The 12,197-nt window shown below is 68.7% G+C and carries 11 protein-coding genes; 2 read left to right on the top strand and 9 right to left on the bottom strand.

Going from position 1 to position 12,197, the window contains the following annotated elements:
* Positions 1-18 precede the first annotated feature (18 nt).
* Positions 19-585 carry a WG repeat-containing protein gene (locus tag ADE01S_RS02815; RefSeq protein ID WP_062679943.1) on the top strand — a complete coding sequence of 189 codons (567 nt, stop codon included), beginning with the start codon at positions 19-21 and terminating at the stop codon, positions 583-585.
* 14 nt (positions 586-599) lie between these two features.
* Here the strand turns inward: ADE01S_RS02815 and ADE01S_RS02810 are convergent, their stop codons facing one another.
* From ADE01S_RS02810 to ADE01S_RS02795, 5 genes are all read right to left on the bottom strand, one after another.
* Positions 600-2,012 carry an aminotransferase-like domain-containing protein gene (locus ADE01S_RS02810; protein ID WP_062679942.1) on the bottom strand — a complete coding sequence of 471 codons (1,413 nt, stop codon included), beginning with the start codon at positions 2,010-2,012 and terminating at the stop codon, positions 600-602.
* Positions 2,013-2,037: 25 nt separating this feature from the next.
* The gene (locus ADE01S_RS31060; RefSeq protein ID WP_075873184.1) at positions 2,038-2,181 is read right to left on the bottom strand and encodes a DUF2474 family protein; all 144 of its coding nucleotides are present in this window, start codon (positions 2,179-2,181) and stop codon (positions 2,038-2,040) included.
* Positions 2,181-3,188, bottom strand: a complete 1,008-nt coding sequence (gene cydB / locus ADE01S_RS02805) for a cytochrome d ubiquinol oxidase subunit II (RefSeq protein ID WP_062679941.1) — start codon at positions 3,186-3,188, stop codon at positions 2,181-2,183. Before cydB ends, ADE01S_RS31060 begins: the two co-directional genes overlap by 1 nt.
* A gap of 4 nt (positions 3,189-3,192) precedes the next feature.
* Positions 3,193-4,629 carry a cytochrome ubiquinol oxidase subunit I gene (locus ADE01S_RS02800; RefSeq protein WP_062679940.1) on the bottom strand — a complete coding sequence of 479 codons (1,437 nt, stop codon included), beginning with the start codon at positions 4,627-4,629 and terminating at the stop codon, positions 3,193-3,195.
* Positions 4,630-4,857: 228 nt separating this feature from the next.
* On the bottom strand, positions 4,858-5,745 hold the full coding sequence (locus ADE01S_RS02795) for an EamA family transporter (protein ID WP_062679939.1): 888 nt from the start codon (positions 5,743-5,745) through the stop codon (positions 4,858-4,860).
* A gap of 79 nt (positions 5,746-5,824) precedes the next feature.
* On the opposite strand from ADE01S_RS02795, the gene ADE01S_RS02790 reads away from it, so the two are divergent.
* Positions 5,825-6,721, top strand: coding sequence for a LysR family transcriptional regulator (locus ADE01S_RS02790; RefSeq protein ID WP_062679938.1), 897 nt, complete (start codon positions 5,825-5,827; stop codon positions 6,719-6,721).
* Between the two features lie 20 nt (positions 6,722-6,741).
* Here the strand turns inward: ADE01S_RS02790 and ADE01S_RS02785 are convergent, their stop codons facing one another.
* Genes ADE01S_RS02785 through ADE01S_RS02770 form a run of 4 tightly spaced genes read right to left on the bottom strand, consistent with a single transcriptional unit; the run spans position 6,742 to position 12,193 of the window.
* Positions 6,742-7,212, bottom strand: a complete 471-nt coding sequence (locus tag ADE01S_RS02785) for a hypothetical protein (protein WP_062679937.1) — start codon at positions 7,210-7,212, stop codon at positions 6,742-6,744.
* A gap of 43 nt (positions 7,213-7,255) precedes the next feature.
* On the bottom strand, positions 7,256-8,380 hold the full coding sequence (locus ADE01S_RS02780) for an ABC transporter permease (RefSeq protein ID WP_062679936.1): 1,125 nt from the start codon (positions 8,378-8,380) through the stop codon (positions 7,256-7,258).
* Position 8,381: 1 nt separating this feature from the next.
* Entirely contained in the window at positions 8,382-11,126 is a 2,745-nt protein-coding gene (gene rbbA, locus ADE01S_RS02775) for a ribosome-associated ATPase/putative transporter RbbA (protein WP_062679935.1), read from the bottom strand.
* Positions 11,126-12,193 carry an HlyD family secretion protein gene (locus tag ADE01S_RS02770; protein ID WP_062679934.1) on the bottom strand — a complete coding sequence of 356 codons (1,068 nt, stop codon included), beginning with the start codon at positions 12,191-12,193 and terminating at the stop codon, positions 11,126-11,128. Before ADE01S_RS02770 ends, rbbA begins: the two co-directional genes overlap by 1 nt.
* Between the last annotated feature and the right edge of the window lie 4 nt (positions 12,194-12,197).

Genomic DNA, 12,197 nt, shown 5'->3' with positions numbered 1-12,197 from the left:
GGTGTCTTAGAATGGCGCATGCTGATTACTGCCCTGCTCACCATGCTGGCCCTGGCGTCAGGTAAGGCCGCCGCCTTCGATCTTTCCTGCGTCTACCCGGACAAGACCGACCAAGGAGTGTTCGACAACGCGGAACATTGCGCCCGCGAGGAAAGCGGCGGCATCGTCTTCAATCCCGAGTACCTGCGCAGGATGCAATTCGGCGACGACCGCCTGGCGCCCGCGAGCGTCGCCGGCAACTGGCGCTGGGTGCGGCCGGATGGCCATTCGGTGCCTGTGATCACGTACGACAATGGCCCGGACGACTTCGAGGAAGGGCTTGCGCGCGGACGCCGGCCCGACGGCATGGCGTACTACGACAGGCAATTGAACCTGGCGCTGGCCACGCCGTATGCCTGGGCCGAACCCTTCAGCGGCGGCCTGGCCGCCGTTTGCAGCCGCTGTGTCATCGTACCGGAGGGCGAGCATTCCAGGGTGGTGGGCGGCGATTGGGGCGCGATTGACCGCAAGGGCGCGCTGGTGCTGCCGTTGCGGCCAGACCCGGCCTCCTTGCGCAGCGAACTCGAAGCCGCCAGAAAGCGCTGAACGTTGCCCGCCGGTCAGCCGCCCGCCAGCAGCTTGCCCAGCGTCGCCATGCCTTGCTCCATTTCCGGGTTCCAGGGATGTCCGCCGTTCAGGCGGAGGAAATTGCCGAACGCGCCGGAGGCCGAGAACAGCGGGCCCGGCGCGATGCTGATGCCGTGGCCGAGCGCGGCGCGGTGCAGCTTCAGCGTGTCGATGTGCGGCGGCAGTTCCACCCATACGAAGTAGCCGCCCGCGGGCCGCGTGGCCCGCGTGCCCTTGGGGAAGTACCGCGCGATGGCCTGCAGCAGTTCGCCCTGCTGCTGGGCCAGCGCCTGGCGGAACTGCCGCAGGTGCCGGTCGAAGCCGCCTTTCTCCAGGTACGCGGCGATGGCCGCCTGCGTGGGCGCCGCGGTGGCCAGGCTGGTGGTGAGCTTGTTGCGCATGATCTGGCGCGTGTAGCGGCCCGCGGCCACCCAGCCCACGCGGTAGCCCGGCGCCAGCGTCTTGGAGAACGACGAGCAGTGCATCACGATGCCGTCGCGGTCGAATGCCTTGGCGGGTCGGGGCCGGTTTTCGCCGAAGTACAGCTCCCCGTAGACGTCGTCCTCGATCAGCGCCACGTCGTGCTGCGCCAGCAGCCGCACGAGCGCTTCTTTCTTGTCGTCCGGCATCAGGCTGCCCAGGGGATTCTGGAAGGTGGTCATGAGCCAGCAGGCGCGCGGCCGGTGCCGCAGGATGGCCGCTTCCAGCGCCTGCAGGTCGATGCCTTCGCGCGGGTGCGTGGCCACCTCGATGGCGTGCAGGTGGTTGCGTTCCAGCGATTGCAGCGCCGCGTAGAAGGTGGGCGATTCGACGATGACCGCGTCGCCGGGCTGGGTCACGGCCGCCAGGCTCAGGTTCAGCGCGTCCAGGGCGCCGTTGGTGATGATGATGTCGTCGACCGGCACCGACAGCCCGTCGGCGAGGTAGCGCAGCGCGATGGCCCGACGCAGCGCGGCGTCGCCCGGGCTCAGGTCGTCGATCGATCCCCAGGGATCCAGGCGCTGGACGGTGGCCGCCATGAACTTCGCCAGCCGGCCGTAGGGCAGCAGCGAAGGGCTGGGGAAGGCCGATCCAAAAGGCAGCATGTCGCGGCGCAAGGTGGCGTTGAGCACCTGCAGCACGTTGTCGCTGACGTCCACCGGATGGCGGCCGGCGCTGGCGCTGGACAGGCCGTCCGGTTCGGGCAGCGTGGCGTGCGGCGCGCGCAGCACGTAGTAGCCGGAGCGGTCGCGCGCGCGGATCAGGCCGCGCGCCTCCAGCAGGTAATAGGCCTTGAACACCGTCGACGGGCTTACGCCGCGGCTGGCGCTGGTCTGCCGGACCGAGGGCAGGCGGTCGCCCGCCTGCAGCAGGCCCGATCGGATCGAGGCGGTGATTTCTTCTGTCAGCCGTTCATAGCGCTTCATGGCGGGTCCGTGGGTGAGGGCGGGTTCAGGTCGACATGCCGATGGATCTCATGACCAGGCGCAGCGCATAGGCGGCCGCGCCCAGCGCGGCGACGCTGCATGCCCAGATTATCGCCAGCCAGAGCAGGCGGCTGTGCCACGAAGGCAGGGGGCGTTCGGAGGCGTGCATCAGTGGAACTCCTCGCCGGTGCGGACCTTGCCCCGGAACACGTAGTACGACCAGGCGGTGTACATCAGGATCACCGGGATGATGGCCAGGGCGCCCACGAGCGCGAAGCCCAGGCTTTGCGGCGGCGCGGCCGCGGTCCAGATGGACACGTCGGGCGGAATGATGGCGGGCCAGATGCTGATCCCCAGGCCGCTGTAGCCCAGGAATACCAGGGCCAGCGACAGGACGAAGGGGCCCGCGCCCGGCGCGCCCCGGACCCGGCGGACCAGGTCGAACGCGGCGGCGGCGACCAGCACGGGCACGGGCAGGAACCAGAACATGTTCGGCAGGCTGAACCAGCGCTGCGCGATCTGCGGTTGCGCGAGCGGCGTCCAGGCGCTGAGCGCCGCGATCACCGCCAGCAACGCCAGCGTCAGCGGGCGGGCGATGGCGCACATCTGCCGGTACAGCCGGCCCTCGGTCTTCATGATCAGCCAGGTGCATCCCAGGAGCGCGTAGGCCACGACCAGGCCCACGCCCGTGAACAGCGAGAAGGGGCTGATCCAGTCCCAGGGGCCGCCCTGGTAGACGCGGTCCACGACCGGGATGCCTTCGATGTAGGCACCCAGCGTGACGCCCTGGAAGAAGGTGGCGCAGACCGAGCCGAGCACGAAGGCGCGGTCCCAGAAGGGGCGGTGGTGCTCGTCCGCCTTGAAGCGGAATTCGAAGGCCACGCCGCGGAAGATCAGGCCCAGCAGCATAAAGACCAGCGGCAGGTGCAGGGCGTGCAGGATCACCGAGTAGGCCAGCGGGAAGGCCGCCAGCAGCCCGGCGCCGCCCAGCACCAGCCAGGTTTCGTTGCCGTCCCACACGGGGGCCACCGTGTTGACCATCACGTCGCGTTCGGCGCGGTCCGAAATCAGCGGGAAGAGGATGCCGATGCCCAGATCGAAGCCATCCATGATTACGTACATCATCACGCCGAACAGGATGATGACGGCCCATACCAGTGCAAGGTCGATGCCCATGGCGTCAGACTCCCGAATGCTTGCGTTGCGCGGGCTCGACGCCCGCCAGGGTGGAGGCGGCCGACAGCGGCCGCGACGGCTGGCGCGGTTCGCCCGGGCCGCCCGACAGCGGCGAATGGCCGGGGGCGGGGCTCGGTCCCATGCGGATCAGCCGCAGCATGTACGACACGCCGGCGCCGAACACCAGCAGGTACACCACCACGAACAGCGCCAGGGTCAGCGTGAGTTCGCCCAGCCCGTGCGGCGTGGCCGCGTCGGCGGTGCGCATCACGCCGTACACCACCCACGGCTGGCGGCCGATCTCGGTCACGTACCAGCCCGCCAGGATGGCGATCAGCCCCGACGGCCCCATCCACAGGGCGAACCGCTGCAGCCAGCGCGACTCGAACATGCGGCCGCGCCAGCGCGCCCACAGGGCCCAGCCGGCCAGTGCGATCATCAGCATGCCCAGCCCGGCCATGACGCGGAACGACCAGAACACGGCCGTGGCGTTGGGCCGGTCTTCCGGCGGATACGACTTGAGGCCGGGGAACTGGCCGTCCCAGCTGTGCGTGAGGATCAGGCTGCCCAGGCGCGGAACGTTCAGCGCGTAGCGCGTTTCCTCGCGTTCCATGTCGGGGATGCCGAACAGCGTCAGCGGCACGCCGGCGCCGGGCTCGTTTTCCCAATGGCCTTCGATGGCCGCGATCTTGGCCGGCTGGTGCTTGAGCGTGTTGAGCCCGTGGAAGTCGCCCACCACGGCCTGCAGCGGCGCCGCCAGCAGCAGCATGCCCATCGCCATCGAAAACATCTTCTTGACGGCGGGGCTGCGGTCGCCGCGCAGCAGGTGCCAAGCGCCGGACGCGCCCACCATGAGGGCGGTGGCGAGGAAGGCGGCGATGCCCATGTGCGCCAGGCGGTAGGGGAAGGAGGGGTTGAAGATCACCGCCAGCCAGTCGGTGGGCACCACGCGTCCGTCCAGGATCTCGTAGCCGGCGGGCGTCTGCATCCAGCTGTTGGAGGCGAGGATCCAGGTGGCGGACACCAGCGTGCCCAGCGCCACCATCACGGTCGAGAAGAAATGCAGCCCCGGCCCCACGCGCGACCAGCCGAACAGCATCACGCCCAGGAAGCCGGCTTCCAGGAAGAAGGCGGTCAGCACTTCATAGGCCAGCAGGGGCCCCGTCACGCTGCCGGCGAAATCGGAGAAGAAGCTCCAGTTGGTGCCGAACTGATAGGCCATCACCAGGCCGGACACGACGCCCATGCCGAAGTTGACGGCGAAGATCTTGGTCCAGAAATGGTAGAGGTCCCGGTAGACGGTATTCCGGGTGCGCAGCCACAGGCCTTCCAGCACCGCGAGATAGCTGGCCAGTCCGATGGTGATGGCGGGGAAGATGATGTGAAACGAGATGGTGAAGCCGAACTGTATTCGGGCAAGCAATAGCGCGTCGCTATCCATGGCGGTATTCCTGACGGATGTTTGTCCTACGCCATGAAAGTAGGACTTCCGCCATTAACAGTACAGATTCAGAAATAACTAAAAAAAGCGGATCAGTTTGACGAAACACTCCCCGGAACACTGATTTCTCATAGGGGAAAACCGCTGTTATCTGAAACTTGGGGACGCAACGGAGTTACAAAAAAATCAGCACAGCGGGCCGGCTGAGCCGTCTGCTCCGGTCTCCGGCTACAGCGTGCGGGCGGCGGCGGGCAAGGGGGCGGGACGCTGAGCGCGCTGGCTCAGCCACACGCTGGCCACCACCACCGCCATGCCCGCGAGTTGCGCCGGGCTCAGGCTCTGGCCGAGCAGCCCCCAACCCAGCAAGACGGCGGTCACCGGGCTGAGAAAGCCCAGGGACGACACCACCGACGGCTCCAGCCGGGCCAGGCCGCGGAACCAGATGACGTAGGTCAGCGCCGCGCCGATGAGGCCCAGGTAGGCGATGCCGAGCACGTTCGGGGCGGTGAGGGCCGGCAGGGCGGGCTCCGCCAGCCAGGCGACGGGCAGCAGCAGCAGCCCGCCCGCCGTCAGTTGCCAGGACGTGAACGCCAGCGCCGAGACCGGCGGCTGCCAGCGGCGGCTGAGCACGGTGCCCAGCGCCATCGAGGCCGCGCTCGCCAGCCCGGCGGCGATGCCGGTGGCGTCCAGGGCCGCCCTGGGCGTCAGCACCAGCAGCGCGACGCCGACGATGCCGGCCAGCGCCGCCGCCACGGACAGGCTGCGGACGGGCGTGCCGAGCAGGGCGCGCGCGAGGAGGATCACCACCAGGGGCTGGATGGCGCCCAGCGTGGCCGCGACCCCGCCGGGCAGGCGGTAGGCGGCCACGAACAGCAGGGCCCAGAACACCGAGAAGTTCAGCGCGCCCAGGATCAAGGCGCGCAGCCACCAGATGCCTTGCGGCAGGACGCGCACCGCCGCCAGCAGCAGCAGGCCGGCGGGCAGGGCGCGCAACATCGCCACCGTGAGCGGATAGCCCTGGGGCAGGAGTTCGGTGGTCACCACGTAGGTGCTGCCCCAGATGGCGGGCGCGAGGGCGGTGAGGAGCAGGTCGGCGCTGCGGTGCTTGGCGGTCATGCAGACAGCTTAATTGAGTCCCCGCCAGACGATAATATGCATTCCAATGGCAATATCATTCGCTGGCAGTAAATAATCCATGGACCATCTCACGGCGCTCAAGGTATTCCGGCAGGTCGTCGAGCAGGGCGGTTTCGCGGCCGCCTCGCGGCACATGGGGCTGTCGCCCGCCGCGGTCAGCAAGAACGTCGCCGAGCTGGAGGCGCACCTGGCCGCGCGACTGCTCAATCGCACCACGCGACGCATGAGCCTGACCGAAGCGGGCACGCGCTATTACGAACAGGTCTGCCGCATCCTGGACGACCTGCGCGAGGCCGAGATGTCGCTGGGGCCGATGCAGCAGGCGCCGACCGGAACGCTGCGCGTGAGCGCGCCGATGTCGCTCAGCCTGACCCGGCTCTCGGCGGCGGTTCCGCGCTTCCTCGAACGCTATCCCGGGCTGTCGCTGGACCTGAACCTGGAGGATCGCCGCGTCGATATCGTCAAGGAAGGCTACGACCTGGCGATCCGCGGCAGCGACAAGCTGGAGGATTCCAGCCTGGTGGCGCGGCGCCTCATGACGCTGGAGCACGTGCTGTGCGCGGCGCCCGCCTATTTCCGGCGCCATGGCGTGCCGGCCGAGCCGGCGGCGCTGCGCGGCATGGAATGCGTGCGCTTCACGCTGTCCGGGCATGCGGACGAATGGATTCTCCAGCGCGAGGGCCAGGTCCAGCGCGTGCCGGCGCGGGGGCGCTACAAGGTGAGTTCGAGCCTGGCGGTGTGCGATGCGCTGCGGGCTGGATTCGGCGTCAGCCTGGTGCCGCGGGCCTACGTGCAGCGCGACCTGGACAGCGGGGCGCTGCAAGCGGCGCTGTCCGACTGGACACCGGTGGAGACCTATGTGTACGCGGTCTATCCCTCGCGCCGCCACATGGTGGCGAAGGTGCGCGCTTTCGTGGATTTCCTGCTGGAGGAGCTGGGCCCGCCGCGGGCCTGAACCCGCGGCGGCCGGCCGGATCAGCCTTCGCGGCGCCCGCCGGGCTGGCTGGCTTCGCGCATGGCCGAGCAGGCCGATGCCATCTGGTTGGAGAGGGTGGTCCAGATCTGGGCCATGGGAGAGGCGTCCAGGCCGACGCCGCCGCCCGCGGCCTGCTTCAGCCAGCCGGTCATGGCTTCGCTGATGCCCGCGGCCAGCGCTGCCTGCTCTTCCAGCAGCGCGTGCGTAAGGGCCTGGCTGGCTTCGAGCTGGCTTTGCCACTGCTTGCGGGTGGCTTCGCCCAGCGCCGGGGCGATGTCCTGCCAGTTGCCGGACTGTTTCAGCGGCGCCAGCGTGGACAGGTAGCGAGCCGCGCCGTCGTCGGCCAGACGACGGCCCAGTTCCAGCCAGCGCTGCTGGCTTTCCTGCGCAAGCTCGGCCATGCGCTGGCAATAGGCGGCGTTGGCGCCGGCGAGGCCCTGGGGCATGGAGGCAGTTGCTTTCTTCATCATCCGTCCTTTTAAAAGAGTGGTAAGGGGCAACGAATACACGGCCTCATGCCATCTGGCTGAGGGTCTTGCGAAAACGGGCCAGCGAGAACGCGAACAGGATCGAGCCTATCAGGGCCAGGGCCAGGAACGGCTGCCAGACGACGCCGATTCCCGCGCCCCGGTACAGGATGGCCTGGCCGAGCTCCACGAAATGCGTGGTGGGGGCGGCCAGCATGATGTCCTGCACGAACTGCGGCATGCTTTCGCGCGGCGTGGTGCCGCCCGACAGCATCTGCAGGGGCAGCAGCACGAGCACCAGCAGCATGCCGAACTGCGGCATGCTGCGCGCGAGCGTGGCCATGAAAATTCCCATGGAGGTCGTTGCGAACAGGTGCAACGCCGCCCCGGCGAGGAAAAGCGCCACCGATCCCTCGATCGGGACGTGCAACAGGCCGCGCACCACGAACGTCAACGATAGCCCGGCGGACGCCAGGACCACCAGTCCCATCGACCAGACTTTGGCGACCATGATCTCGGTTGGCGTCACCGGCATGACCAGCAGGTGTTCGATGGTGCCGTGCTCGCGCTCGCGGATGAGGGCGGCGCCCGTCAGGATGATGGACAGCATCGTGACGTTGTTGATGATTTCCATCAGCGCGCCGAACCAGGCCTGCGTGAGGTTGGGGTTGAAGCGCATGCGCACGGCCAGGTCCACCGGCAGTTCGGTCGGCGCGCGGTAGCGTTTGACGAATTCGTTGATCTCGTCGTTGATGATCTGCTGGATGTAGCTGCTGCCGGTGAAGGCCTGGCTCATCCGCGTCGCGTCCACGTTCAGCTGGATCTCGGCCGGCCGGCCCGCCAGCACGTCGCGCTGGAAGTTGGGCGGGATGCCGACGGAAAAGGTGTAGCGCCCCGCGTCCATGCCGGCGTCGGCCTCGGCCGACGTGATCAGCTCCGGCGGCGTGAAGTGGGGCGGATAGAACGCCGAGACGATGCGCGCCGACAGGGGCGAGACGTCCTCGTCCACCACGGCGATGGGGGCGTTGTGCAGCGTCTCGGGCACGGCGGTGGCCGCCGTGTAGATCATCAGCGTGAACGACACGAAGATCAGGATCAGCATCATCGGGTCGCGCGCCAGGCTCCACAGTTCCTTCACGCCCAGGCGGTAGATGTTGGCCAGGTGCCTCATGTCAGGTCTCCTGTTTCTTCAGCAGGAGCGCCGAGGCGCCGAGGACGATCGGAATCGCGGCCAGCAGGGGCCAGAACGAGCCCTGCAGGTTCGAGAAGTCCAGGGCCTTGCTGAACACGCCCCGGCTGATCGTGAGCATGTGCGTGGCGGGATAGATCTGGCCGATCAGCCGCCCCGCGCCTTCCAGCGACGAGACCGGGTTGAGCAGCCCCGCGAACTGCACCGCCGGCACCAGCGTGCCGATCATGGTGAAAAACAGCGCCGCGATCTGGCTGCGGGTGAAGGTGGAGGCCAGCAGGCCGATGGCGGTGGCCACCACGTTGTAGATCAGCGCCGCCAGCAGCAGCGTGGGGAAGCTGCCAGTGATGGGCACGCCGAACAGCGTGACGGCCAGCAGGGTCATCAGCAGGAAGTTCAGCATGGCCAGCGCCACGTAGGGCGCCTGCTTGCCCAGCAGGAACTCCAGCCGCGTCACCGGCGTGACGTACAGATTGATGATGGAGCCCAGCTCCTTCTCGCGCACCACCGCCAGCGCGGTCAGCATCGCCGGCATCATCAGCAGCAGCAGGGGAATCACGGCCGGAACCATGGCGGGCAGGCTGCGCACGTCGGGGTTGTATCGGAAGCGCGTTTCGACGCTGACGGGCAGCGTGGCGTCGGCGCCCAGGCGCTCGCGCGCCTGTTGCATCAGCCAGCCCTGGTGCATGCCCTGGACGTAGCCGCGGATGGTCTCGGCGCGCTGCGGCATCGCGCCGTCGATCCAGACGCCGATCTGCGCGCTGGCGCCGCGCTGCACGTCGCGGGCGAACCCCTGCGGGATTTCGATCGCCAGCGACAACTCTCCGCTGCGCATGCGCGCGTCCATGTCGGCGTAATCCTTGATGGGGGGATGCTCGATGAAGTAGCGGGAGCCGGCCAGGTTCAGGCTGTAGTTCTGGCTCAGCCCGGTCTGGTCGCGGTCCATGACCGCGTAGCGCAAGTCCTCCACGTCCATGCTGATGCCGAAGCCCATCACGAACATCAGCAGCAGCGATCCCGCCAGGGCCAGCGTCGCGCGCACCGGGTCGCGGCGCAGTTCCAGCGACTCGCGCCACATATAGCTCAGCATGCGCTGCAGGCTGAAGCCCCGGCGCTCCGGCGCGGCGGCGGGCTCGGGCTCGGCGGGGCCGGCGGCGTCGGGCGCCGCGTCTTCCGCCTTGGTGCCGGCGCCGGCGTCGATCAGGTAGGCGATGAAGGCCTCTTCCAGCGTCTTCGCGCCGCGCATCCGGGTGATCTCGTCGGGCGAGGCGCTCACCAGCACCTTGCCCGCGTGCATCAGCGACATGCGGTCGCACCGCTGCGCTTCGTTCATGAAGTGCGTGGAGATGAAGATGGTGACCTGGTCCTGGCGCGCCAACTCGATCAGCAGCCGCCAGAACCCGTCGCGCGCGACGGGGTCCACGCCCGAGGTCGGTTCGTCCAGGATCAGCAGTTCGGGCCGGTGCACCATGGCCACCGCCAGCGACAGCCGCTGGCGCACGCCCATGGGCAGGTTCTCGGGCAGCGCGTCCAGCACGTCGCCCAGGTCGAAGCGCTCCACCATCTCGTCCACGCGGCCCGGGATATCGGCCTCGGGCACGTGGAACAGGCGGGCGTGCAGCACCAGGTTCTGCCTGACGGTCAGTTCGCCGTACAGGGAGAAGGCCTGCGACATATAGCCCACGCGGCGGCGCGTATCGATGTTCCTGGGATCGACTTCCTCGCCGAACAGCCAGGCCTGCCCTTCGCTGGCGGGCAGCAGGCCCGTCAGCATCTTCATGGTGGTGGACTTGCCGCAGCCGTTGGAGCCCAGGAACCCGAAGATCTCTCCTTTGCGGATGCGGAAGTTGACGTGGTCCACGGCGACGAAATCGCCGAATTTCATGGTGAGGTCGCGCGCTTCGATGGCGATCTCGGCATCGTCGCCGACTTCCAGCGGCACGATCTCCACGGGCTTGTGGCCGCGGCGCTTCGCCTCGGGCAGCAGCGCGATGAAGGCCGCTTCCAGGGAGTCCGCGCCGGTGCGCTGTTCCAGTTCGGCGGGCGTGCCGGTGGCGAGCACCCGCCCTTCGTCCATGGCGATCAGCCAGTCGAAGCGCTCGGCCTCGTCCATGTAGGCCGTGGCCACGATCACGCTCATGCCGCTGCGCTCGGCGCGGATCTGGTTGATCAGGTCCCAGAACTGCGCGCGCGCCAGCGGGTCCACGCCGGTGGTGGGCTCGTCCAGGATCAGCAGGTCGGGGTCATGGATCAGCGCGCAGCACAGGCCGAGCTTCTGTTTCATGCCGCCGGAAAGCTTGCCGGCGGGCCGCGACAGGAAGGCCGACATGCCGGTGCTGCGGGTCAGGCTGTCGATGCGCCGGCGGCGCTCGGCCTCGTCATGGCCGAACAGCCGGCCGAAGAACTGCAGGTTCTCCTCGACCGACAAGGTGGGATACAGGTTCTTGCCCAGGCCCTGCGGCATGTAGGCGATGCGCGGGCACACGGCGTCGCGGTGCCGCCTGCCGGCCATGTCGCCGCCCAGCACCTCGACCTTGCCTTCCTGCACCTTGCGCGCCCCGGCCACCAGGGCCAGCAGGCTGGACTTGCCCACGCCGTCGGGGCCGATCAGCCCCACCATGCGGCCGGCGGGAATGTCGAGCGTGATGCCGTCCAGCGCGACCGTGCTGCCGTAGCGCAGGCTGACGTCGGACAGCGTGACGACGGGGGCGGTCTCGGCGGGGGCCATCACGGCACCTTGACTTCCAGATTGGCGGGCCATTGGGCGTCCGCGTCAAGCTTGAGCCAGGCCACGCCGGGCAGGCCGGTCTTGACCTGCTTGAGGTGGCGCTGCAGCAGCTCGGGGCTGATCTGGGCCTTGACGCGGAACATCAGTTTCTGGCGCTCGCTGGCGGTTTCCACGGTCTTGGGCGTGAACTGGGCCGTGCTCGCCACGAAGGAGACCTTGGCGGGAATGACGTATTCGGGCGCGGCGTCCAGGATGATGCGCACGTCCTGGCCCATGGCCACGCGGCCCGCCGCCTGCTCGGGCAGGAAGAAGGTCATGTACACGTCGGACAGGTCCACCATGTTCAGCACCTTGCCGCCCGCGCCCAGCACTTCGCCGGGCTGCGCGACGCGGTATTGCACGCGGCCGTCGCGCGGCGCGCGCAGTTCGCTGTCGGCGATGTCGGCTTCGATGCGGGCGATGGTGGCCTGGGCCGCCGTGACCGCCGACTCCGCGCCGATCTGGGCGGCGCGCGCGGCCTCGATGGCGGCCTGGGCCGCGTTCACCTGCGCGCGCGAGGCATGCACGGCAGCCTGGGCGCTGCGCACGCGGGCGCGGTCGTCGTCCAGCTCCTGGATGGACGATGCGCCTTCCTTGGACAGGGCTTCCGAACGGGCCAGACGGCGCCGGGCCGCGTCCAGCTCGCTTTCGCGCTGGACCACCACGGCCTCGGCCGCGAGTTTGTCGCTTTCCCGCTGCGCCACCTGGGCGCGGGCGCTGGCGGCCGCATTGATCGCCTGCTGGTGCTGGGCTTGGGCTTCTTCGCGCTGCGCCTGCAGCGTATCGATCTGCATGCGCGCCAGCGGCTGGCCCGCGGTGACGAAATCGCCTTCGACCGCCAGCACCTCCTGCACGCGGCCCGCCAGCTTGGCGGCAACGTCGATCTCGGTGGCCTCGATGCGTCCGTTGCCGCTGATGAAGCCATCGCCCGGCCCGGTATCGGAGAGCATGCGCCAGCCGTAGTAACCGGCGGCGGCAACGGCCAGGGCAACCAGGACGGGGATCAGTTTTCGGGTGGGCAGGCGCATCGGA

Source organism: Achromobacter denitrificans NBRC 15125, from assembly GCF_001571365.1.
In the GTDB taxonomy this organism is placed as follows: Bacteria; Pseudomonadota; Gammaproteobacteria; order Burkholderiales; family Burkholderiaceae_B; genus Achromobacter; species Achromobacter denitrificans.
Note: the sequence above shows the minus strand (reverse complement) of the source record. Positions and strands in the feature narration are given on the sequence as shown.